Source organism: Streptomyces sp. NPDC021225 (assembly GCF_044332865.1).
Classification (GTDB): Bacteria; Actinomycetota; Actinomycetes; order Streptomycetales; family Streptomycetaceae; genus Streptomyces.
In genome coordinates this window covers 206,246-230,590 of the sequence record NZ_JBIRPV010000009.1, presented here as the reverse complement: position 1 = coordinate 230,590, position 24,345 = coordinate 206,246, and the positions used below count along the sequence as shown (strand labels likewise).

Genomic DNA, 24,345 nt, shown 5'->3' with positions numbered 1-24,345 from the left:
CGACAGGGGCCGGGAACGGGCGGGGAGGGGAGGGAAGGGCCCGCCGCAGACGTCAAGATCCGCCGGACACCCCCTGGTCGACCAGGGGGGCGGAGGCCGGACGACCGGCCAAGGACCGCCCCGGGCGGGTCAGGCCGCGCCGAGCACCTCGAGCGGGTCGTCGAGCACCGCCTGCCAGGCCAACTCCGCCGCGCCCACCAGGCTGTTGTGGTCCAGCGTGCAGGGCAGGACGGGCACGCCCCCGCTGCGCCCCCACAGGCTGCGCTCGGCCACGACCGCCCGCAGCCGCTCCGGGTCGGCCTCCAGGAGCTCGCGGTGCAGCCCGCCGAGGATGATGCGGTCGGGGTTGAGGATGTTGACGAGCCCGGCGAGGCCGAGGCCGAGCCGGTCGATGAGCAGGTCGGCGGCGGCCCGCACGGACGACTCGGCGTACTCCTCGCGCAGCAGGTCGCGCGCCTGCTGGAGCAGGGACACCTCGGGTCCCGGTTCGCGCCCGGCCGCAAGGAGGAAGGCCAGCGGGTCGGCCTCGATGTCCAGACAGCCGCGGCTGCCGCAGTGGCAGGGCGGCCCCTCGGGGTTGACGGTGAGATGGCCGACCTCGAGGGCCAGGCCCGCGCTGCCGGTGTGCAGCCGCCCGTCGAGGACCAGCGCCCCGCCCACCCCTCGGTGGCCGGTGGCCACGCAGAGCAGGTGCTGGGCACCGCGGCCCGCGCCGTGGCGGTGCTCGGCCAGCGCCGCGAGGTTGACGTCGTTGCCGGGAAGGCCGGTGAGGGGCGCCCCCGAGGGGCCGTGGACGCCCGCCGCCGCGAGGCTCCGGGTGAACAGCTCGCCGACGGGCGCGCCCGCGGGCCAGGCGATGTGCAGCGGGTTGAGGGCGGTGCCCTCCGGTTCGGCGACCGCCGAGGGCACCGCGAGCCCGGCGCCCACGCAGCGGCGGCCGCTCGCCCGCAGCAGCCGGGCCCCGGCCTCGACGACGGCGTCGATGACATGCGCCGGATCGGCGGGCACGGTCATGCAGCCGGGGTCGGTGGCGACGATCCGGCCGCCGAGCCCGACCAGCGCCGCGCGGAAGCCGTCGGCGTGCACCTGGGCGGCCAGGGCCACCGGGCCACCGGGGGCGACCGAGAGGCGGTGCGAGGGGCGGCCCTGCGCCCCGGCGGCCCCGGGCGGGCGGGAATCGACCTGGATCAGGCCGAGCGCTTCGAGTTCTGCGGCGACGGCCCCCGCTGTCGCGCGGGTCACGCCGAGTTCGGCCGTGAGCACCGCTCGCGTGGGCGCCCGGCCGGTATGTACGAGCTCCAGCGCCGGGCCGAGAGCGCTTCGGCCCCGCTCGAGCCTTGTCCGTGTCTGGGTCACGCCCCTATTCTCACTTTGTGCCGACACGAAACAAAACATGGATGGTCATTTCGGGGCGGCGGCGCTCCGTACCCGCCGACGGTTCGCTCTCCCAACTGCGTACCGCCATCACCGCGTTCTTCGCTCTCGACGGATTCGTGTTCGCCGGATGGGTGACCCGGATCCCCGCGATCAAGGAGCGGACCGGCGCCTCGGAGGGCGATCTCGGGCTCGCTCTGCTCGGCGTGTCGGCGGGCGCGGTCGCCACCATGATGGTCACCGGCCGGCTCTGCCGCCGCTTCGGCAGCCACCCCACGGCGGTGGCCGCGGCAGTCCTGCTCTCACTCAGCGTCGCGCTGCCGCCACTGACCGGCTCCGCGCTCGCCCTCGGGCTGGTCCTGCTGGTCTTCGGGGCCGGATTCGGCGGGCTCAACGTCGCCGTGAACAGCGCGGCCGTCGATCTGATCGCCGCGCTGCGCCGCCCCGTCATGCCCGGCTTCCACGCCGCGTTCAGCCTGGGCGGGATGGCCGGGGCCGCTCTCGGCGGGCTGATCGCGGGGCGGCTGAGCCCCACCGCCCATCTCTCGCTGCTCGCCGCGGTCGGGCTGCTGCTCGCCGCGGTCGCGGGCCGGGCGCTGGTCCGCCTGCCGGTCCCCGTACCGGCGCCGCCCGAGGAGAGCACGGCACCGGCGGCGCACGCCGCACCGGACGGGCGGACGTCGGCGGCCGGCTCCCGGAGCGCGGCGCGCCGGCTCGTCGCCGTGTTCGGGCTGATCGCGCTGTGCACGGCGTACGGCGAGGGGGCGATGGCCGACTGGGCCGCGCTCCATCTGGACCAGGACCTGGACGCGTCCCCGGGGGTCGCCGCGGCGGGCTACTCGGTCTTCGCCCTGATGATGGCCGTCGGCAGGCTGAGCGGCACCACGCTCCTGGAGCGGCTCGGCCAGACCCGCACGCTGGTCGCGGGCGGCACCACGGCCGCGGCCGGCATGCTGCTGGGCTCGCTCGCCCCCTCCGTCTGGCTCGCCCTCCTCGGCTTCGCCGTCACCGGTCTCGGCCTGGCCAACCTCTTCCCGGTCGCGATCGCGCGGGCGGGCGCCCTGACCGGGCCGAGCGGGGTCGCCGCGGCCTCCACCATCGGCTACGGCGGGATGCTGCTCGGCCCGCCGGCCATCGGCTTCCTGGCCGACGGGCTCTCCCTGCCGATCGCCCTGACCACCGTAGCCCTGCTGGCGGCGGTGGCGGCGGCCGTCGCGTACGGCACGCGCCGGGCCGGGCGGCCGGCCGACGAGCCGGTCTGAGCCCCTCTCCCCCGACCGGGCCCGGGATGTCGATCACGAGTGGCAGAATTCCGCCATGGACACTGCCGAGTTGATCGACGCTCTGGACCGGGAAGGCCGGCTGATGGCCGACGCCGCGGAGCAGACCGGGCCGGACGCCCAGGTGCCGACGTGCCCCGAGTGGCGCGTACGGGACCTGCTTGCGCACACCGGAATGGTGCACCGCTGGGTGACCCGCACGCTCACCGAGGGGATGACCGAACCGGCGCGGCCCCAGCCCGGCCAGGAGCCCGGGGACGCGGATCTGACGCCCTGGTTCCGCGAGGGCCACGGCGCGCTGGTCAAGGCGGTCACCGAGGCCGACCCCGAGGGGCGGTACTTCACCATCCTGCCCACCTCCCGCACACCGCTCGCGTTCTGGGCGCGGCGGCAGGCGCACGAGACGGCGATCCACCGGGTCGACGCGGAGTCGGCACGCGGCAAGGGCCTCTCCCCCGTCACCCCGGCCTTCGCAGCCGACGGCCTCGACGAGCTGCTGACCGGATTCCACACCCTCGAGCGGAGCCGGGTGCGGACGGAGGCACCGCGCACCCTGCGGCTGCGGGCCACGGACGCCGAGGCCGTCTGGACGGTGCGGCTGTCCGACGACGTCCCGCGCGTCGAGTCCGGCGACGCCGGAGACGCCGACTGCGAGCTGTCCGGATCGGCCGAGGAGCTCTATCTGGCGCTGTGGAACCGCCTGCCGATCACCGAGCTGCGGACCACGGGCGACGCTTCGCTGGCCGAGCTGTGGCGGGAGCGCTCGGCCATCTGAGACGACCGGGGCGGACAGCGGGGCCACCGGCGTGCGCCCCGCGCGCTCTTCACCGCGCCGCCACCGCACATGCGCCGCAGGCGTGTTGACGGTCGGCGAGGCCATACGCTGGAGGCCATAGGCCGACGGCAGGAGAGGCACCCACCCCATGACCGGACCCCGTACCCAGGCCGAGCGCGACGCCGCCACCGTGGAGATCATGTTCGCGGTCGTCACCGGCGCCCTGCTGGCGGCCCTGCTGTTCTTCGTCTGTGCCAGCCCGGCACTCGTCTCCGACCTGGGCGGGGCGGCTGAGAAGGCCTGGCTGACGACCGCCGCCACCACGGCCACGGCCGGGTTCGCCGCCCGGGTCCTCCAGGTCCTGTGGTGGCTGCCGCGCAAGCGGCGCGGCTGACGCCCCCGGGTGCGGGAAGGGGACCGGATGAGCCAGTGGCAGTGCGCGGGGCTGCGCTGGGACCGCTCGGGTCCCGCGCTGGCCTGGCACCACCCCGTCCACGGCGACCGCGTCTCCCCGCTGTCGCCCGGCCGGCCGCTGGCCTTCACCATCGTGGGCGAAGCGCACGCGGCCGCCGGGCCGCGGACGGTGGCGATGCCCGCGCCTGCGTCTGCCCGCGTCTGCGTCGGCGTGCGCCGAGGCGCCCGGCACACGCCGTGCCCGGTGGGCGCCGAGGTGTCCGCGACCGCCGTCTCCGCCCAGTGCCCGGACTGCGCACGGCTGGACCGCTCGTACTCCGTCGCCGCCGACACCCGCACCGACGACCCGCGCCCGTACGACGTCTATCTCGCCTGGTTCGGCCCGGATCTGATCAAGGTGGGGATCACCGCGACCGAGCGCGAGGGCGCGCGGCTGCTCGAACAGGCCGCGCTCTCCTACACCCTGCTCGGACGCGGCCCCCTGATGGCCACCCGCCGGGCGGAGGCCGTGCTGGGCGCCGCGCTCGGCGTCCCGGACCGCTTTCCGTACGCCGCCAAGCGCGCCGCGCGCGAGAATCCGCCGCCCCAGCGGGAGCGCGCGGCCCAGCTGGCCGCGCTCCATGCCCGGGCCCGGGCGCTGAACGGCCTCCCGGACTTCCTCGCCCTCTGTCCGTGTGCGCCCGTCCACCATGACGCCGTCTTCCACCTGGACCGGGTGCGCCCGCTCGACGGCGTCGTCCGGCTCGCCCCCGGCCGCACGGTGGCGGGACAAGTGGACGCCGTGGCCGGGCCGGACGTCCATCTGACCGACACGGCCGGCCGCGCCCTGCTGCTCGACACCCGGCAGCTGGCGGGCTGGCCGCTGGCCGCGGCCCCCGCGGACGCCGCCACCACGGCGGAGGTGGCCGCGCCGGCGCGGGAGGCGGCGGAGCCCGAGGGGCTGTTCTGACCCGTGTTCTGAAATCCGTCCCGGAGAATCAGCCGAGCCAGCCCGGGCGGACCAGGCCCGACTCGTAGGCGAGAACGACGAGTTGGGCGCGGTCGCGCGCGCCCAGTTTGATCATCGTGCGGCTGACGTGGGTCTTGGCGGTGAGCGGGCTGACGACCAGCCGCCGGGCGATCTCCTCGTTGGACAGCCCGATGCCCACGAGCGCCATGACCTCCCGCTCGCGCTCGGTCAGCTCCACGAGCGCGGCGGCGGGCGCGGGCTCCTTGGACCGGGCCGCGAACTCGGCGATGAGCCGGCGCGTGACGCCGGGCGAGAGCAGCGCGTCGCCCGCCACGACCGCCCGCACGGCGCGCAGCAGTTCCTCGGGCTCGGTGTCCTTGACCAGGAAGCCGGAGGCGCCCGCGCGGATCGCCTCGAAGACGTACTCGTCCAGCTCGAAGGTGGTCAGCATGACCACCTTCACCTCGCCGAGGGTGGGGTCCTCGGTGATCCGGCGGGTGGCGGCGAGGCCGTCGAGCACCGGCATGCGGATGTCCATCAGGACGACGTCCGGGCGCAGTTCGCGGACCTGGGCCACGGCCCGCTCGCCGTCGGCTGCCTCGCCGACCACCTCGATGTCCGGCTGGGCGTCCAGCAGGGCGCGGAACCCGGCGCGGACCAGCATCTGGTCGTCGGCGAGCACTACTCGAATCAAGGGGCTCAAGGGGCGGGGCGGGTTCAAGGGGCCTCCATCGTCGGTTCTCCCGTAGAGGTCTCCCGCCGCGGTGTCGGGGACACCGTAGCGGCGGTCAGCGGGAGCCGGGCCCGGACCCGGAAGCCGCCGTCCGGGCGCGGCCCGGCCGCCACCGTGCCGCCGAGCGCGGCGGCGCGCTCGCGCATGCCGACCAGGCCGTTGCCGCCTCCGCTCACGCCACTGGCCATGCCGTCGGTGGCGGCCGGGCCGTCGTCGTCAATCCGCAGCTCCAGCTCGGCCGGGCCGTAGCGCAGCAGGACGCGGGCGGTGCGGGAGCCGGAGTGGCGGACGACGTTGGTCAGGGCCTCCTGGACGATACGGAAGGCGGCGAGGTCGGCCCCGGGCGGCAGCGCGGTCCGTACGCCGTCCACCTCGACGCTCACCGCGAGGCCCACTCCACGGGCCTGTTCGGTCAGCTCGTCCAGCCGGTCGAGGCCGGGGGCGGGCGAGCGGGGCGCGTCCCCGGGGGTCCTGAGCGTGTCCAGGACCTGGCGGACCTCGCCCAGCGCCTCCTTGCTGGCCGCCTTGATGGTGGTCAGGGCGGTGCGGGCCTGCTCGGGGTCCTGGTCGAGGAGGGCGAGGCCGACGCCCGCCTGGACATTGATGACCGAGATGCTGTGTGCGAGGACGTCGTGCAGCTCGCGGGCGATGCGCAGCCGCTCCTCGTCGGCCCGGCGCCGCTCCACCGCCGCCCGCTCGGCCCGCTCGCGGGCCCACTGCTCCCGCCGTACGCGCACGAGTTCGGACCCGGCGACGACCGCCACCGCCCAGGCCGCCACGACCGCCTCCTGACCCCAGGGGGCGGGGCCGTCGCCCGGGGGCGGCAGCCAGCGGCAGAGCCAGTGGGCGATGAGCAGATGGGCGGCCCACAGCGCCCCCAGCGCGCTCCAGGCCGCCACCCGCCGCCCGGCGGCCACGGCGGCGACGCAGGCGACGACCACGCTGAGGAAGACGGGGCCGTAGGGGTATCCGGCGCCGAGGTAGAGCGCGGTGACGGCCGCGGTGCCGAGGACGGCGAGCCGCGGGTGGCGGTGGCGCAGCACCAGCAGCGCGGGCCCGGCCAGCAGCAGGGCCCGGCCGAGGAGGCCGAGGCCGGCCCGCTCGGGCTGGGTGTGCGCGGCGAACTGCGTCCCGAGCAGCTGGATGAGCGCCACGGCCAGCGAGGAGCGCCACGGCAGGCGGGCGGCGGGACGGGCCTCGGGGCCCGCGCCCCACCACGGCGGACTCCAGGTCCGGGCGGCCGCCCGCCCGGACCTGGAGTCCCGTCCCCGGAGGAATTCACGCATACGGCAACGCTAGACCGGCTCGGGCCGCGACGGCGTCGCCCCGTGGCGGTGGCCGGGCGTACTCCCGGCGGAGTACATGGCGCGGGCGCGCGGTGGCCGCGCATGTTTTCGGACGGCCTCGCCGACCCGACTCGGGGAGTTATCGAGAGGCGGAAACGGGTAAGGGCGGCACAACAGCCGCAAGATAACCAGGCTTTACCCTGGACGAATCCACCGTCACATTTGACAGAACTGATCAGATAGCCGTACGGTCGACTCCGAACCAAAGCATCAGTCCCGTAGCGCCAGGTCTCGACGTCACCCTGGTCGGATTTCCCGTCCGCAGAGCGCCCGTTGATAGTGCCTCGCCTCAGGCCGACACCCCCTGCTCTCGCAAGCGAATTAGATATGTCACGGGCCACCCAACTGGAGATGTCCGCGCTAATCCTTGCCAGTTATGGAGAGTTGGTCATATGAAGGGCATAATCCTGGCCGGAGGCAGCGGCACGCGCCTGCATCCGCTGACTCACGCGGTCTCGAAGCAGATGCTTCCCGTTTACAACAAGCCGATGATCTACTATCCACTTTCCGTGCTCATGATCGGCGGCATACGGGACATCCTGATTATTTCCACGCCCTCCCATATCAGCATGTTCCGGGATCTGCTGGGAGACGGCGGCCGGCTCGGCCTGAACATCGAGTACGCCGAGCAGCCCTGCGCCAACGGAATCGCCGAGGCTTTCCTCATCGGTGCCGACTACATCGGCGACGACTCGGTGGCCCTGGTCCTGGGTGACAATGTCTTCCATGGTCCGGGATTCGGTCGGCTGCTGGAGAAGGAGATGGCCGATGTGGAGGGCTGCGTGCTCTTCGGTTATCCGGTCGGCGATCCGGAGCGCTATGGAATCGGCGAGGTGGACGAGCAGGGGAATCTCGTTTCCCTGGAGGAGAAGCCGTCCCGGCCCAGGTCGAATCTGGCGCTCACCGGCCTCTATCTGTACGACAACGATGTGGTGGACATCGCGAAGAACGTCCGCCCGTCCGCCCGGGGCGAGCTGGAGATCACCGACGTCAACCGCGTCTACCTGGAGCGGGGCAGGGCCAGGCTGATCAACCTGGGGCGCGGCTTCGCCTGGCTGGACACCGGCACCTACGACTCGCTGCTCCAGGCATCGCAGTATGTGCAGGTGCTCGAACAACGCCAGGGCGTACGCATCGCCTGTCTCGAGGAGATCGCCTTTCGCAAGGGATTTATCGACGCCGCCGCATGCTACGAACTGGGCCGGCAGTTAGCGCGGACGGACTACGGCAGGTACCTGATGGAAATCGCCGGCAAGGACTGAAGGGCAGCCAGTGCGCATAGTGGTAACCGGAGGTGCGGGTTTCATCGGCTCGCACTTTGTCCGGCAGGCGGTGCAGGGTCACTACGAGGCCTTCACGGAGGCCGACATAGTGGTACTCGACAAGCTCACCTACGCGGGAAACAAGGCGAATCTCGCAAGCGTCGCGGACAGCCCCCGACTGCGATTCGTCGAGGGCGACATCTGCGACGTCCGACTGGTCGGAGAATTGCTGCGGGGAACGGACCTCGTGGTGCATTTCGCGGCCGAGTCGCATGTCGACCGGTCCATCGCGGGGGCCGATGAATTCGTGCGGACCAATGTCGTGGGAACCCACACCCTGCTCCATGCGGCGACCGAGACCGGTGTGCGGAAATTCGTACATGTCTCCACCGACGAGGTATACGGGTCGCTGGAGAACGGAGCTGCTCCCTGGACGGAGGAGGAGCCGCTCCGGCCCAATTCTCCGTATTCCGCTTCCAAGGCGTCGTCCGACCTTCTGGCCCTGGCCGTGCACCGCACGCATGGATTGCCGGTCTGTGTCACCCGGGGCTCCAACACCTACGGCCCGCACCAATATCCCGAGAAGCTCATACCCCTCTTCGTCACCAATCTGCTCGACGGCAGAAAAGTGCCGCTTTATGGCGACGGCGAGAATGTTCGGGATTGGCTGCATGTGGACGACCACTGCCAGGGCATAGCGCTGGTGGCCGAGGGCGGAAAGCCGGGCGAGATCTACAACGTCGGCGGCGGCACGGAACTGACCAACCGCGAGGTCACCGACGGACTGCTGGGAAGGCTCGGCATGGACCGGTCGATGGTGGAGCACGTGGCCGACCGCAAGGGGCACGACCGCCGCTACGCCATGGACTGCGCGAAGATCACCGACCAGCTGGGCTACCGGCCCGCGACATCATGGGACGAGGGCATGGCCGCCACCGTCCAGTGGTACACCGAACGTCGCGACTGGTGGGAGCCGATCAAGGGCTGAGCCTCCCCTGTGGTCCGGGACGCCGGGCCGGATGCCGTGGAAACGGCTCCGGCCCGGCGTTCTCCGTTGCGGCGGCCCTGGCCTGCGGCCGCCCGCCTCATCTCACCTCGGTCGCCCGGACGGCCACGCGAGCGCCCTCGACCACCAACTCCTCGTCGCAGTGCGGCAGAGGGAGCCCGGCGCCCGGGATCACCAGGCAGGTGCGGTCCCGCACGAGCGTGGACAGCAGCTCGGCCAGGTCCGGGGCGGTGGCGAACGCCTCCGCGCCGGCGGTCGCGTCCACGACCACCAGGGCGGGATCGGCCGCGATCGCCCCTTCCAGGGCAAGCCGCCAGCGGTCGGCCAGGGAGGGCGAGGAACCCGCCACCCCGTCGGAGCCGTCGGAACCCGCTGAGCCCGCGCCCTCCACCGGCGAAACCCGGCACACCCGCCGTTCGGCCTCGGACGCGGCGATGGCCGCGACGTCCACCCCGCCGATCAGCACCCGCCCCGACGTGGGCCGGAGATCGCCCGTCAGCAGATCCGCCAGTGTCAGGCGCACCCCGTCCGGTGTGCCCGTGAGCGCCGCGGTGGTGCCCGCCGCAAGCCGGAAGGACACCCCGGTCAGCACCGTCGCCCCGCCGACCGCGACACCGACGTCCTCGAACTCGACGTCACACGCCGCGGGCCACGTGTCGGTGGGCGGCTCCGGGTCACCGGCGCCGATCAGCCGGCCGACCGTGCTCAGCGTCGCGCGCGAGTTGACGACCGTGCTGGTCAGCAGGGCGGCCTCCATGACCGGCCGGAAGGTGAGCGCCGAGAGCACGATGAGCGCGACGCCCTGGGCGGCCGATACGTCGTCCCCGGTGGACAGCACCGCGCACACCGCCACGGCACCGCACACCGCGAGTTCGACGACCCGCCACAGCAGCACCTGGCCCACGGCGGGCAGCAGCACGCCCGGCCGGCCACCGTGCGGGAAGGCCCCGGAGGGGCTCTCGTACGCCCGGCGCAGCCACTCGGGCCCGTCCGGCTCCTCGTCCCGGGTGAGCAGCCGGGCCGCGGCGAAGGACGCCGCCACCACGACCAGCAGGCCGCCCGCCAGCGTGGCCGCCAGCAGCGGCTCCACGAACAGGCTGATCACGATCACGGTCAGCGGGGTGACGACCGCGGCCACCAGCGGGCGCAGCACATGCGCGGGCAGGCCCATCAGGACCACGACCGCGCTGCCGTCCAGCGAGGCGAGCCGGTCGGCGTGCACCGGGCCGAGGGACCTGGTGGGCAGGGCCGACGCGCGGTCGGCCACGGCCCGGTGCAGGGTGGTGACCAGGTCGGCGCCGATGCGGTTGCCCATCGGAACGCTCCGGTAGTGCAGTACGGAGTGCACCACCGTGATCGCCACCAGGACGGCGATCCACGACCACGGCACCGGAGTGTCCGGCGTGAGGAGGTCGTCGGTGATCGGGACCACCAGGGTGAAGGCGATGCCCTGTGTGATCGCGCCGAGAACCAGGAACATCAGCAGCGACACCAACGCCTTGGTGCCGGACACCTGGAGGTAGCGGGCGAGAACGGCCCTCATCGGCTGCCCTCCTGGGACGTAGCGGTTCGGGAAGCGGCCGGGAGGGCCTGCGGGGTGTCCGGGTGTCCGCCGAGGAGGGCCGCGTACCGGCCGCCCTCGCGGAGCAACTCCTCGTGTGTGCCGGACTCGACGACCCGCCCGGCCTCCATGACCGCGAGCCGCCCGTCGGTGACGGTCGAAGGACCGGGGCTGAGGACGACCACGGCCGCCCGCTCCCGCAGCTCGTCCACCGCGGCCCGCAGCACGCCGGTGTCGCCGCCGAACGCCCGCTGGTCGAGCAGGACGACCCCGTGTTCCTCCGCCGCGACCACCCTGGCCAGGGCGAGCCGCTGAAGCTCCGGATAAGAGAGGGACACCTCGGTGCCCACGACCGAGTCGTATCCGCGGGGGAACGCCGTGACGGTGTCGTGGACCCCGGCGGTGCGCGCCGCCCGCTCGGCGTCCCGCTCGGTCCCGCCGGGCCGGTCGGCGGTGATGTACGCGCCGACGGGCCCGAGCACGACGGCCGGCTCGGCCTCCACCGCGGCGAACCGCTCGGCGGGCGTGTCGGCCTTGATCCAGTCGGCCACCCGGTCGGCGCCTTCGGGCGTGGGCTCGATGACGGTCAGCACCCCGCGCTCGGGCAGTTCGAGCCCGAAGTCGTCGGCGGGCGCGTTCTGTTCGGCGAGGTCGGTGGCCTGTTGGTCGTCCTCGGCGGGCGCGGCCTTTTCGCCCTCGGCGGGCGCCGGGGCGCCCGCGGCGAACGCGGTCAGCCGCGCCGTGGCCTTCTTGCCCTCGCCGACCTCCTCCATGTAGTAGGTGCTGGCCAGCAGCGGGGCCGCCAGCCCGGCGCCCACGACCAGGAACGGCACGAGGTCGCCCGGGGCCAGCGAGTCGGCCCGGACCATGAGCGCGCCCCCGCACAGCACGAACACCAGGACGGTCAGCGGCGAGAAGGCGATCTCGGCGATGGCCCTGCCGCCCAGCAGGGCGCCGATGCGGACCTGGAAGAAGTCGCTGAACCCGTCGGTGGCCTCGGTCAGCCGGCGGGCCGAGGTGCGCGCCACCGCCGCGGTGCGCGCCCGCGCGCCGGCGCGGTTGATCCGGGCGTCCAGGCCGATGGTGGGGCGCACCGCGTCGACGGCGCCGATGGACGCCACGTACTCGTCCTTCATCTCCTTGAAGAAGCGCGCGGAGATCACGCCGAAGGTGACGAACCCGAGGAGGATCGGCGCCAGCGTCACCAGGGCCATCAGCCAGTCGACCCAGAACAGGTAGCCGATCGAGAGGACGAACACCAGCACCGCGGAGACGAGTTCCGAGCCCGCGCGGCCGACCATCACCCCGGCCGAGGCGATGTCGCCGCCCAGGGTGGTGCTCTGGGCCCGCCACGCCGCGTGGAGCGACCGGGCGGCGGGGCGGGCGCGCAGCCTGGCGGCCACCCCGGCGTGGAACAGCTCCTGGGTGAGCTGGGCCGCCTGGCGGCTCAGCGTCCGTCCGGCGATCTGGAGGGCGAGTGCGAGCACCGCGGTGGCGACGGTGGTGAGGACGAGCCCGTCGAGGCGGCCCGTGTCGGGGTCGGCGGTGAGCAGTTCCCGGCAGATCTCGACGACGAGGATCATCGAGCCGACGGTGGCCACCGCACCGGCGATCTCCAGGAGTGAGGCCACCCGGGCCCGCCACTGGACACCCCCGGCCGCCGTGGCGGCCGGGGTCTGTCGGTCAGCCATGTGCGGTCCCCCAGGTGTCGACCGCCGCTCTTGGGCCCCTCATCGCTTGGAGACCAGGAAGTCGCCGATGACCAGGTGGTCGATGTCGGTGCCCAGGAAGCACTCGACCGCGTCCTTCGGGGAGCAGACGATGGGCTCGCCCGCCACGTTGAAGGAGGTGTTCACCAGGCACGGCACCTCGGTGCGGGAGGTGAACTCGCGCAGCAGCGCGGCGAGTCGCGGGTTGCTGTCGTCGGTGACGGTCTGGATGCGCGAGGTGGCGTCGACATGGGTGGCCGCCGCGATCTTCTCGGTGTACTCGGGGCGCACCGGGAAGACGAAGGTCATATACGGGGAGCGCTCCTTCCTGCCCATCTCGAACACCCGCGCCGCGTTCTCCTCCAGCACGATCGGCGCGAACGGGCGGAAGGGCTCGCGGTGCTTGACGCGGTTGTTGATGACGTCCTTCATGTCGGCGTAGGACGGGTTGGCCAGGATGCTGCGGTTGCCCAGCGCCCTCGGCCCGTACTCGGTGCGGCCCTGGAACCAGCCGATGACGGTCTTCCCGGTCAGCAGCTCGGCGGTCTTCCCCACCACCTCGTCGCTGGGCAGCTGCTCCCAGGTGACCGAGGAGGTGTACTCCTCGAGCGTGGCGCGGATCTCGTCCTCGCCGAACTCCGGGCCGAGGTACGGCGACTCGGTCGGCGTCAGCGCGACCGACTTCTCCCGCGCGACATGGGCGGCGGCGCCGATGGAGACGCCGGGGTCGCTCGCCCCGAAGCTGACCTCGACCCGGGTGAAGGGCAGCTCCTCCAGCAGCTTGGTGTTGTTGACGCAGTTCAGGGCGAGGCCGCCCTCGAAGATCAGATCGCGCAGCTCGGTCGCCTCGGCCAGGGCGCGCAGCTGGTGCGCGGTCACCGCCTCGATCACCTGCTGGGCAGCGCAGGCGACGCGGACCCGGAAGTCGAACTCCTGGCGGTTGTCGTCGTTGCCGTCGAACAGCTCGTCGAACAGGGGGTCATAGGCGCGCGGGCCGCGCGGGTCGTTCGCCAGGGCCAGCGAGTACCGGCCGCCCTCCTCGAGGGTGACGACCTTCGTCAGCAGGGGGTTGTCCTGCTCGTCCGGGGCCTTTCCGAACCCGGCCAGGCCCATGACCTTGTACTCGTCGTTGTTCGGGGTGAAGCCCAGGTAGCGGGTGATGTTGGCGAACAGCTGCGCGAGCGAGTTCTTCGCGTCGATGGTGAACCGCTCGAAGACCTCGACCTTGCCGTCGCGCACCTCGCCCATGATGGCGCTGTCCGCCTCGGCCTGACCGTCGTTGATGAGGAAGGCGGCGTCGCCGAGGCCGGAGAAGGTGCGGCCGCAGGCCAGGTGGGCCCGGTGGTGCGGGACGGTGATCAGCTTCTCGTCCGGCAGGGCGTAGCCGGTGTGGCGGGTGAAGTCCTCGATCAGCGCGGTCCTGCCCAGCGCCCCGTTCCACAGTTCACCGAAGGAGCCGATCGCCTGGAACTTGTACTCGGGCGGGATCGGGGCGCTCGCGAGGCCCGTGATGGCGGCGTCGGCGAACTCCGCGGTGAAGTTCCAGCCGAAGGCGTAGTAGTCCACGTCCTCGTAGGAGATACCGGCCTGCTCCAGACACCACCGCATGGCGTTCGCGGGGAAGGCGGTGGTCTTCTTCTGCCGGTTCATCCGCTCCTCCTCGACGGCGGCCACCAGCTCGCCGTCGACGAAGAGGGCGGCAGCGGCGTCATGGCCGAGGAAGCTGTGGCGGTCGACGCTGTCGGCGGTGTAGCCGTACAGCCGGCCGAACAGCTCCGCTATCTGCGAGAAGCCGTTGTATCCCAGAATGATCATTTCTGTCTTTTCCTTTCCGGACCGCGGTCGTCCTTGGCCGCGGCTCGTGCTTGGGTAAGGGGACGGTGGCGCGCCCGGGTCACAGTCCCTGTTCGGTGAGCCAGCGCTCGATCGCCTCGGTGGTGAGGGCGATGTTGTCCTCCATGACCGTGAAGTGGTCGCCGGGCGTGGTGGCGGCCGTGTGCGGGAACGGCCAGGACGGCCGCCAGTCGTCGCCGTCGAATCCGCTGTCCTGGTGGGGCAGCGGGGATTCGGCACCGAGGAAGAGCGTCGGGCGCTCGATGGGCGCCACTTCGCACTCGTGCATCAGCGTGTGGTAGCGGCCCATGGCGGTCAGCCGCACACCGCTGAGCGCGTCGGGACCGAGGATGTGTTCGCGGGCGAACAGGCCGTCGTTCATCGCGCCCAGCGTCTCGGCCGAGAACGTGCTGTCGGCCTGGAAGGTGTCGATGAGGACGACCGCGGCGGGCCCGAGCCCGGCCCGCTCGGCCCGCATCGCCAGAGCGTAGGCGATCAGCCCGCCCGCCGAGTGTCCGAGGAGCACATACGAGCCACCCGCGACGGACGAACGCAACGCGGCCAGCTGCGACTCCAGGAAGGTCCCGAACGAGTCGGGCAGCAACTCCCCCTCGGCGAAACCGGGGTTGACCAGGGACAGCACATCCCGCTCGCCCTGAAGGAGCTGTGAGAGCCGCGCGTACTGCACCGGACCCGCGGTGGCGGTGATGGCGGGCACACAGACCACCGCCGCCCGGCCGCCGTCGCCCCGGGCGAGCCGGACGGCCCGCGGGACGTGGTCCGCCGCGGTCTCGACGGTGAAGGACGGCCTGAGCCGCGCGGCGGCCTGGATGAGGTCCATGCCCGCCGTGCCCGTCTGCCCGAGCGCGTACGACTCGCGGTAGAGCGCTTCGATGCTGTCGAACGGAGAAGAAGGCGAGGACGCGCGGTCCGCGGCCCGGCGGCCGGGCGCGGTGCCGGCGGTGACGAGTTCCGCCAGGTGGCCGGCGAGCCGGGCCGTGGTGGAGTACTCGAACATCGTGGTGGCCGGGAGTTCGAGCTCGAGCAGCGCGCCGAGCCGGTCGCGCAGAGTGATGCCCGCCAGCGAGTCCACCCCGAGGTCAAGGAACTCCACAGCAGGGTCGATGTCCACGCCCACGCCGTGGCGCAGGACTTCGGCCAGCTCGCCGCGGATGATGTCCTCCAGCAGTCGGCGACGCTTGTCCGGCGCGGCCTCCCGCACCCGGGCCAGGGTGTTCTCCCGCTGCTCCCCCGGCTTCCGCGGCGGCCGTCCCGTCCGGGCGGGCCGCGTGGCGGCCGACCCGGGGGCGGGCTGGAACTCGGCCGTGGGCACGGCGCGCAGCGTCAGACGGTCGACTCCGGCGACCGGACGGCCCGCGGCGTCGGCGAGGCGGACGTCGACCGCGCCCTCACCCGCGCCGGAGAGCCGGATCCGGACGACGGCGGCGGTGGTGGCGGCGGTCGCGGTGTGCAGCCGTACCCCGGACCACGCTCGCGCCATCGTGACCTGCGCGTCGTCGAGGGCGAGGAACCCGCCCAGGCCCGTGGTGTGCAGGGCGGCGTCGAGCAGCGCCGGATGGAGGCGGAAGCCGCCGACGGGGGTCCCCTCCGCCAGGGCCACCTCGGCGAACACCTCCGCGCCGCGCCGCCACACGGCGCGCAGGCTCTGGAACGCGGGGCCGTAGGTGAAGCCCTGCCCGGCCAGCGCGTCATAGAGGCCGGCCACGTCGGCCGCCACCGCGCCGGGCGGCGGCCAGGCGCCCGCGAGTTCCTCGAAGTCCTCCGACGCGTCCTGGCCTTCCGTGGTCTCCGGTCCCTCGGACCGGGGGGCCAGGACCGCGCGGGCGTGGCACGTCCAGTCCGCGGCCCCGCCCTCGCCGGGGGACTCCGGGCGGGAGTGGACGGTCAGGGCGCGGTGGCCGTCCTCGTCGGCCGGGCCCACCTGCACCTGAATGTGCGCGGCGGTGTCGTGGCCGAGGACGAGCGGCGCCTCCTGGGTGAGTTCACGCAGCTCGGGGCAGTCCAGCCGGTGTCCGGCGTACAGCGCCCAGTCGACGAGCACACCGGCGGGCAGCAGGGCCGTGCCCGACACCGCGTGATCGGCGAGCCACGGCTGGGCCGCCTGCGAGAGCCTGCCGGTGAACAGGGCCGTGTCCCCCTCGGCGGGGATGACCGCGCCGGCCAGCAGAGGGTGGTCGGCCGCGTCGAGGCCCACTCCACTCGCGTCCCCGGCACGCGCGGGCGCCTCGAGCCAGAACCGCTGCCGCTGGAAGGCGTAGGTCGGCAGGTCGACCTGGCGCGTCGCGCGCGGCACCAGGGTGGACCAGTCCACCCCGTCGCCGTGGACCCACAGCGTCGCCGCCGACCGGGTCAGCGCGGCGCGGTCGTCGTGTTCGCGCTTCAGGGACCCGACGACGACCACGTCGTGTCCGGCGGCGGCCGCCAGGCCGGCCACGGTGTCCGTCGCCACCGGATGGGGGCTCAGCTCGACGAAGGTGTCCACCCCGTCCCGCAACAGCAGCCCGACCGCGTCGGAGAACCCGTCGGACCCGCCGGGCGCGCCGGGGCGTCGGTGCCAGTGGTCCGCGTCCGCGCTCTCCGGGTCGAACGGCCGCCCCGTGGCCGACGAGTACAGCGGCACGCGCCCGCTCCGTACGATGACCGGCGGGGCCGCCTCCGACGGCTCGGCCGCCGGCGCCCGGCCCTGCCACGCCGCCAGCGCGGCCCCGTCGGCCAGGGACATCACACCGGCCACGCAGGCGGCGGCGATCTCGCCGTGCGCCCGGCCGACCACCGCGGCGGGCGTGACACCGACCGAGCGCCACAGCTCGGCCAGCGAGACCGTCACGGCCCACAGCGCGGGAACGGCGACGTCATGGCGCATCGGCGCGCCCGGCTCGCCCCGGAGCTCCTCGAGCAGATCCCAGCCGGTGTGCGGGGCCAGCGCCTCGGCACACTCCCCCATCGCCTTGGCGAACACCGGGGAGGAGTCGAGCAGTCCGGCCGCCATGCCCGCCCAGGCGGATGCCTCGCCCGGGAACACGAAGGCGGCCTTGGTGCGGTGGCGGGCCACACCGCGTACCACGTCCGCCTCCTCGGTGCCCTGGCCCGCCAGGGCGTCCAGGCCCGCAGTGAACCCGGCGCCGTCGGCGGCGAGTACGACCGCGCGGTGGCCGAAGACGGTCCGGGACTCGACCAGCGCGGCGGCCACCGCTCCAGCAGGCACCCCGGCGCCCGCCGGAGCGGTGGCAAACTCCCTGAGCCGCTCGGCCTGGCCGCGCAGAGCGGCGGCCGACCTGGCCGACAGCACCCACGGCCGGGGCGCCGCCGGGGAGGGCTCGACGACCACCGAGGGCCGCTCGGCGGTGTCGGCAGTGGGTTCGGCGGTGGTTTCCGTCGCGGCGTCGTCGGGCGCCTGTTCCAGGATCACATGGGCGTTGGTGCCACTGATCCCGAACGAGGACACCGCCGCACGCCGGGGCTGATCCGTCTCGGGCCAGGCCACCGCCTCCGTCACCAGCTCCACCGCGCCGGACGACCAGTCGACATGCGGCGTCGGCTCGTCCACATGCAACGTCGGCGGCACCACCCCATGCCGCATCGCCATCACCATCTTGATCACACCGGCCACACCCGCCGCCGCCTGCGTATGACCGATATTCGACTTCACCGACCCCAACAACACCGACCCACCACCCGACCGCCCCCGCCCATACGTCGCCAACAACGCCTGAGCCTCGATCGGATCCCCCAGCGGCGTCCCGGTGCCATGCGCCTCCACCACATCCACATCCGACGCCACCACACCCGCACCCGCCAACGCATCCCGAATCACCCGCTGCTGCGACGGACCATTCGGAGCGGTCATGCCGTTGGACGCGCCGTCCTGGTTGACCGCGGAGCCCCGGACGAGGGCGAGGACGCGATGTCCGTTGCGCCGCGCGTCGCTCAGCCGCTCCACCAGCAGCACACCGATGCCCTCGCCCCACGCCGTGCCGTCGGCCGACGCCGCGAACGCCTTGCACCGCCCGTCCGCCGCCAGCCCGCGCTGCTTGCCGAACTCGGTGAACGCGGCGGGGGTCGAAACGACCGCGACACCGCCCGCCAGGGCGAGGTCGCACGCTCCGCGCCGCAGCGCGCTGACCGCCATGTCCAGCGCCACCAGCGAGGACGAGCAGGCCGTGTCCAGCGTGACGGCGGGACCCTCGAAGCCGAAGGTGTACGCGATCCGGCCCGATGCCACACTGCCCGCGGTCCCGTTGCTCAGATAGCCCGCGATCTCCTCGGGCACCTCCTGGAGCCGCGCCACATAGTCGTGGTGCATCAGCCCGGTGAACACACCGGTTCGGCTGCCCCGCAGCCGGACCGGGTCGATACCGGCCCGCTCGACGGCCTCCCACGACAGCTCCAGCAGCAGCCGGTGCTGCGGGTCCATGGCCACCGCCTCGTGCGGCGCCACGCCGAAGAAGGCGGCGTCGAAGTCGGCGGCGTCGTAGAGGAAGCCACTCTCCCGCACGTATGTCGTGTTCGCGCCCGCGCCCTCCGGGTCGTACAGCGCGTCCAGGTCCCAGCCGCGGTCGTCGGGGAAGCCGCCGATGCCCTCGCGGCCGTGCAGGACCATGTCCCACAGGTCCTCGGGGGAGCGCACCTCACCGGGATAGCGGCAGCTCATGCCGACGATCGCGATCGGGTCGTCGGCCACGGCGAGCGTGGCCCGCGGCCGGTCGCCCTCGTCGGCCGTGCCGACCAGCGCCGAGCCGAGGAACGCGGCGAGCGCCTCGGGGCTCGGGTAGTCGAACACCAGCGTCGTGGGCAGCCGCACCCCGGTGTCCTCAGCCAGCCGGTTGCGCAGCTCGACCGCGGTGAGCGAGTCGAAGCCCAGGGTGGCGAAGGACTGCCCGGGCTCGATGTCGTCGGGCGCGGCGTGTCCCAGCACGGTGGCGACATGCTCCCGCACCAGGTCGACCAGAAGCGCCGACCGCTCCCCCGCCGACAGCCCCCGCAGCCGGTCGCGCCAGCCCGAGTCCGCGGCCGAGTGCGCGGCGGCGGCCCGCCACCGGGGGGCCGCGACCAGCCCGCGCAGCAGCGGGGGCGCGTCACCGCGGCCGCGCAGGTCCAGGTGGATCGGGACGAGCACCGGCTCGGGCAGCCGCGCGGCGGCGTCGAAGAGCGCCAACCCCTCCTCCTCGGAGAGCGCCCGCAGGCCGCCGCGGTTCAGCCGCTTGACGTCGGTGTCGCTCAACGCCCCGGTCATCGTGGACAGTTCGGCCCACAGCCCCCAGCCCAGCGACTGCGCGGGCAGGCCCGCGGCGTGCCGGTGCCGGGCCAGGGCATCGAGGAAGGTGTTGGCCGCGGCGTAGTTGGCCTGCCCCGGGGAGCCGAAGATCCCGGCGGCGGAGGAGAACAGCACGAAGAAGTCCAGGTCCAGATCCCCGGTCAGCTCGTGCAGATGCCACGCGGCGTCCACCTTCGGCCGGAAGACCGCCGCGAGCCGTTCCGGGGTCTGCGCCGCTACCATGCCGTCGTCGAGGACACCGGCCGCGTGCACCACCCCGCGCAGTTCGGGGAGGGAGGCGAGCAATTCGGCGACGGCGTCCCGGTCCGCGACGTCACAGGCCGCCAGCCGTACCGTGGCGCCGAGGCCGCGCAGCCGGTCCGCCAGCTCGGCGGCGCCGGGGGCGGTTGGGCCGCTCCTGCCGGCCAGCACCAGGTCGGTGACCTGGTGTGCGGTGACCAGGTGCCGGGCGACGGCCGCGCCGATGACCCCGGTGCCTCCCGTGATCAGCACGGTGCCCCGGCTGCCGGACCAGGGCAGCGGCGCGTCGGCGGCGGGGGCGGCCGTACGGGTCAGGCGGGGCACGAACAACCGGGCGCCGCGGACGGCGATCTCGGTCTCGCCCGCGGCGATCGCCGCGCGGACCAGGTCCACAGGCACGTCGGCGTCGGTGTCGGTGTCGGTGTCGGTGTCCAGGAGCGCGAAGCGGTCCGGGTGTTCCGAGCGGGCCGAGCGCACCAGGCCGTGGACGGCCGCCCCGGCGAGGTCGATGCCGTCCCCCGCGTTCACCTCGACCCCACGGCGCACCGTCACCACCAGCCGGGCGCCGCCGAGTCCGTCGTGGGCCAGCCACTCCCGTACCCGCTCCAGGACGCGCGCCACCGAGTCCCGTACCCGCTCCGGGACGGCGCCGGGGCCGGCGGCCGGGATCGTGCCGTCCAGCAGTACGGTGTCGGCCCCGTCGGCCACCGCGGCCGCGAGTTCTCCGACGGGCGTTCCCTCGGCCCACCACAGCGGCGGGCGCCCGCCGGTGGCCACCGCCTGCGGCTCCCAGGGCTCCCAGCGGTGGGCGAACAGGGACCCGGCCACCGCCGAGCGCGCCGAACGCACCTGGGCGGGGGTGACCGGGCGCAGCACCAGCTCGTCGATCCCCAGGACAGGGGCGCCGGTGGCGTCGGCGATCCGGACCCGTACCGCGGCCGCGCCCACGGTCCGCAGCCACACCCGGACCGTCCGGGCGCCGCCCGCCCACAGCCGCACTCCGGACCAGGCGAAGGGCAGCCGCGATGTGCTCTCGGCACCGTCCGTATCATCGGCGAACACGCCGAGCCCGATGCCGTGCAGCGCGGCGTCCAGCAGCGCGGGGTGGACTCCGAACCCCTCGGCCTCCTCGGTGGCGTCGTCGGGCAGGACCACCTCGGCGAAGAAGTCCTCGCCGCGCCGCCAGGCCGCGCGCAGCCCCTGGAAGGTGGGGCCGTACGCATAGCCCTGGCGGGCCAGCGCCGGGTAGAAGTCCCCGGTGTCGACGGGGGTGGCGTCGCGGGGCGGCCAGGACCGGCCGGTCAGCGCCCCGAAGTCGGTGATGTTGGGGCTCTCGTGCAGTGGCGCGAGCACGGCCTGGGCGTGGCAGGTCCACTCCGGCTGCCCCTGCCCCTGTGCCGCGCCCTCGTCGGCCGGTTCGGGGCGCGAGTGGACGGACACCGAGCGCTGTCCGTCGGCGTCGGCCCGGCCCACCACGACCTGGACCTGCGCCGCGCCTGCGGCGTCGAGCACCAGCGGGGTCTCCAGGGTCAGGTCCCGCACCTGGCCGCACCCCAGGTCCTGCCCGGCGCGCAGGGCCAGTTCGACGAAGGCCGTGCCGGGCAGCAGCACCGCGCCCAGCACGGCGTGGTCGGCCAGCCAGGGGTGGGTGGCCAGGGACAGCCGGCCGGTGAGCACGGCAGTGTCGCCGTCCGCCACGCTGACCACCGCCCCCAGCAACGGGTGGTCGACGCCGGTCAGCCCGGCCGACGCGACATCGGCCGCCGACCCGCGCGAGGACATCCGGGGCCAGAAGCGGCGCCGGTCGAAGGCGTAGGTGGGCAGGTCCGCGCGGCCCGGCGCGGAGGGCAGCACCGCGCGCCAGTCCACCTCGACGCCGTGGGTCCACAGCGTGCCGACGGCCCGCAGCAGGCCGGCCAGCTGCGGCCGCTCCCGGTGGGCGACCGCGGTCACGGCCGCCGCCCCGTCCCGCAGGCTGTCCTCGATCGGCCTGGTCAGCGCGGTGTGCGGGCCGATCTCGAGGAAGACGTCGACCTGTCCCTCCAGGGCCCGTACGGCGTCCTGGAACCGGACCGAGTCGCGCGCGTTGCGGATCCAGTACTCGGGCGACATGACCTCTTCGGCCGCGACCTGGGCCCCCGTGACGGTGGACACCATCCGGAGCGTCGGCGGCGACCAGGTCAGCCGGGTGAGAACGGAACGGAACTCCTCGAGCATCGGCTCCATCAGCGGCGAGTGGAACGCGTGGCTGACCCGCAGCCCGCGGGTGCGCCGCCCGGCCGCCTCGGCGGTGTCGGCGACGCGCCGCACCGCGTCCTCGGCGCCGGAGACCACGACGGCGGACGGGCCGTTGACCGCGGCGATCGCCACCCGGTCCGCGGGCTCGTCCGCCAGCCACCGCGCGACCTCGGCCTCTTCGGCGTCGACGGCGAGCATGGCGCCACCGTCGGGGAGCCGCTGCATGAGCCGGCCGCGGGCCACGGTCAGGGTCGCCGCGTCGGACAGCGAGAGCACCCCGGCCACATGGGCCGCCGCGATCTCGCCGATCGAGTGTCCGAGCACGGCGTCGGGGGTCACCCCCCAGGCCCGCAGGGTGCGGAACAGCCCGACCTCGATCGCGAACATGGCGATCTGGGTGTACTCGGTCCGGTGGACCAGGTCCGCCCGCGGGGAGGACGGCGCGGCGAAGACAATGTCCGCGAGTGGCATGTCGAGTTGCGGATCGGCCACCGCGCACACGGCGTCGAACGCCTCGGCGAAGGGTGGGACGGCGTCGTACCACTCCCGTCCCATGCCCGCCCACTGCGCGCCCTGCCCCGTGAAGACGAAGGCGGCCCTGGCGCCGGGGCGCACGGCGCCGCGCACATGGTGACGGCCGGTGGCGGCCTTCCCGGCGAGGGTGTCCAGCACCTCCGCGAATCCGGCGGCGTCCTCGGCGAGGACGACGGCCCGGTGCTCGAAGGCCGTACGGGCGGTCGCGAGCGCGACGGCCGCCCCGGCGACGTCCGGCTCGGCGGCGTTCGCGAAGTCACGCAGCCGGGTGGCCTGCCCGCGCAGCGCGGTCTCCGACTTGGCCGAGAGCACCCAGGGCAGCACCCCGTGGTCCGCTCGCGAGTCGGCCGGGGCGTCGGTGGCGGTGGCGGTGTCCGTGTTGGTGTCCGGGGGACTCTGTTCCAGGATCACATGGGCGTTGGTGCCGCTGATCCCGAACGAGGACACCGCCGCCCGCCGGGGCCTGCCGGTCTCGGGCCAGGCAACGCGCTCGGTGGCCAGCTCCACCGCGCCCGACGACCAGTCGACGTGGGGCGTCGGCTCGTCCACATGCAACGTCGGCGGCACCACCCCATGCCGCATCGCCATCACCATCTTGATCACACCGGCCACACCCGCCGCCGCCTGCGTATGACCGATATTCGACTTCACCGACCCCAACAACACCGACCCACCACCCGACCGCCCCCGCCCATACGTCGCCAACAACGCCTGAGCCTCGATCGGATCCCCCAGCGAGGTGCCGGTGCCATGCGCCTCCACCACATCCACATCCGACGCCACCACACCCGCACCCGCCAACGCATCCCGAATCACCCGCTGCTGCGACGGACCATTCGGTGCCGTCAGACCATTCGACGCGCCGTCCTGGTTGACCGCCGACCCCCGCACCACCGCCAACACCCGGTGCCCCAGCCGCCGCGCGTCGCTCAGCCGCTCCACCAGCAGCACACCGACGCCCTCGCCCCACGCCGTACCGTCGGCCGACGCCGCGAACGCCTTGCACCGCCCGTCCGCCGCCAGCCCGCGCTGCTTCCCGAACTCCGCGAAGACCCCGGGCGTGGACATCACGGTCACCCCGCCCACCAGCGCGAGCGGGCAGTCGCCCGAGCGCAGGGCCTGGGCCGCCAGGTGCAGGGCCACCAGCGACGCCGAGCAGGCCGTGTCCACCGTGACGGCGGGACCCTCGAAGCCGTAGGTGAACGCGATGCGGCCGGAGACGACGCTGGAGGCGGTACCGGTGAGCAGATAGCCGAGCGACTCGTGACCGGCGTGGTTCAGCAGGCCAGGGTAGTCCGCGCCGTTGACGCCGATGAACACGCCGGTCCGGCTGCCCTGGAGGGTGGCCGGGTCGATGCCCGCGCGCTCGAGCGCCTCCCAGGACGCTTCGAGCAGCACCCGCTGCTGGGGGTCCATCTCCAACGCCTCGCGCGGGGAGATGCCGAAGAAGCCCGCGTCGAAGTCGGTGGCCGCGTCGATGAACCCGCCCCGGCCGGGCGGCCCGTCGGGGTCGCCGTCCCCGCCGCCGGGCCGCCAGCCCCGGTCGTCCGGGTAGCCGCCCATCGCGTCGCCGCCGTCCCGGACGAACTCCCAGAACTCCTCGGGCGTGTTCGAGTGCCCGGGGAACCGGCAGCTCATCCCGACGATGGCGATCGGCTCCCGGTTGGCCTCCTCCAGATCCCGGACCCGCTGCCGGGTCCGCTTGAGATCGGCCGTCACCCGCTTCAGGTACTCGACGACCTGCTCTTTCTCAGCCATGTTCCAAACCCCTCATAGAACGGCACTCGTGCGTGGG

At 73.7% G+C, this 24,345-nt stretch carries 13 protein-coding genes; 6 read left to right on the top strand and 7 right to left on the bottom strand.

Annotated features, from left to right (window positions below; translation table 11 throughout):
- Nucleotides 1-129: 129 nt before the first annotated feature.
- Nucleotides 130-1,356 carry an ROK family protein gene (locus ACH4S9_RS33570; RefSeq protein ID WP_358843574.1) on the bottom strand — a complete coding sequence of 409 codons (1,227 nt, stop codon included), beginning with the start codon at nucleotides 1,354-1,356 and terminating at the stop codon, nucleotides 130-132.
- A 41-nt stretch (nucleotides 1,357-1,397) separates the two neighbouring features.
- Between ACH4S9_RS33570 and ACH4S9_RS33565 the strand changes: the two genes are divergently transcribed.
- The 4 genes from ACH4S9_RS33565 (at nucleotide 1,398) to ACH4S9_RS33550 (ending at nucleotide 4,792) form a co-directional block, all read left to right on the top strand.
- Nucleotides 1,398-2,636 carry an MFS transporter gene (locus ACH4S9_RS33565; RefSeq protein WP_311723145.1) on the top strand — a complete coding sequence of 413 codons (1,239 nt, stop codon included), beginning with the start codon at nucleotides 1,398-1,400 and terminating at the stop codon, nucleotides 2,634-2,636.
- Nucleotides 2,637-2,691: 55 nt separating this feature from the next.
- On the top strand, nucleotides 2,692-3,429 hold the full coding sequence (locus tag ACH4S9_RS33560; RefSeq protein ID WP_385351434.1) for a maleylpyruvate isomerase family mycothiol-dependent enzyme: 738 nt from the start codon (nucleotides 2,692-2,694) through the stop codon (nucleotides 3,427-3,429).
- A 148-nt stretch (nucleotides 3,430-3,577) separates the two neighbouring features.
- Complete coding sequence (locus ACH4S9_RS33555) at nucleotides 3,578-3,823, top strand: DUF6332 family protein (RefSeq protein ID WP_361188893.1); 246 nt, start codon at nucleotides 3,578-3,580, stop codon at nucleotides 3,821-3,823.
- A gap of 27 nt (nucleotides 3,824-3,850) precedes the next feature.
- A complete protein-coding gene (locus ACH4S9_RS33550; RefSeq protein WP_398375347.1) occupies nucleotides 3,851-4,792 on the top strand; it encodes a DUF2797 domain-containing protein in 942 nt (313 codons plus the stop codon).
- 28 nt (nucleotides 4,793-4,820) lie between these two features.
- Here ACH4S9_RS33550 and ACH4S9_RS33545 read toward each other — a convergent pair whose 3' ends face one another.
- Nucleotides 4,821-5,486 (bottom strand): response regulator transcription factor, encoded by a 666-nt coding sequence (locus ACH4S9_RS33545; protein WP_311723357.1) that lies wholly within the window; start codon nucleotides 5,484-5,486, stop codon nucleotides 4,821-4,823.
- Nucleotides 5,487-5,509: 23 nt separating this feature from the next.
- Complete coding sequence (locus tag ACH4S9_RS33540; protein ID WP_398375344.1) at nucleotides 5,510-6,811, bottom strand: sensor histidine kinase; 1,302 nt, start codon at nucleotides 6,809-6,811, stop codon at nucleotides 5,510-5,512.
- Nucleotides 6,812-7,263: 452 nt separating this feature from the next.
- Between ACH4S9_RS33540 and rfbA the strand changes: the two genes are divergently transcribed.
- Together rfbA and rfbB are read left to right on the top strand one after the other, a co-directional pair.
- On the top strand, nucleotides 7,264-8,133 hold the full coding sequence (rfbA, locus tag ACH4S9_RS33535; RefSeq protein WP_398375342.1) for a glucose-1-phosphate thymidylyltransferase RfbA: 870 nt from the start codon (nucleotides 7,264-7,266) through the stop codon (nucleotides 8,131-8,133).
- Nucleotides 8,134-8,143: 10 nt separating this feature from the next.
- Complete coding sequence (rfbB, locus tag ACH4S9_RS33530; protein ID WP_398375340.1) at nucleotides 8,144-9,121, top strand: dTDP-glucose 4,6-dehydratase; 978 nt, start codon at nucleotides 8,144-8,146, stop codon at nucleotides 9,119-9,121.
- A 97-nt stretch (nucleotides 9,122-9,218) separates the two neighbouring features.
- Here the strand turns inward: rfbB and ACH4S9_RS33525 are convergent, their stop codons facing one another.
- The 4 genes from ACH4S9_RS33525 to ACH4S9_RS33510 form a co-directional block, all read right to left on the bottom strand.
- Nucleotides 9,219-10,682, bottom strand: a complete 1,464-nt coding sequence (locus ACH4S9_RS33525; protein ID WP_398375338.1) for a hypothetical protein — start codon at nucleotides 10,680-10,682, stop codon at nucleotides 9,219-9,221.
- Nucleotides 10,679-12,391, bottom strand: coding sequence for a hypothetical protein (locus ACH4S9_RS33520; protein ID WP_398375336.1), 1,713 nt, complete (start codon nucleotides 12,389-12,391; stop codon nucleotides 10,679-10,681). The genes ACH4S9_RS33525 and ACH4S9_RS33520 overlap by 4 nt, the downstream gene beginning before the upstream one ends.
- Before the next feature lie 39 nt (nucleotides 12,392-12,430).
- Complete coding sequence (locus ACH4S9_RS33515) at nucleotides 12,431-14,224, bottom strand: carbamoyltransferase (protein WP_385351417.1); 1,794 nt, start codon at nucleotides 14,222-14,224, stop codon at nucleotides 12,431-12,433.
- 79 nt (nucleotides 14,225-14,303) lie between these two features.
- Nucleotides 14,304-24,308 carry an SDR family NAD(P)-dependent oxidoreductase gene (locus ACH4S9_RS33510; protein ID WP_398375334.1) on the bottom strand — a complete coding sequence of 3,335 codons (10,005 nt, stop codon included), beginning with the start codon at nucleotides 24,306-24,308 and terminating at the stop codon, nucleotides 14,304-14,306.
- Between the last annotated feature and the right edge of the window lie 37 nt (nucleotides 24,309-24,345).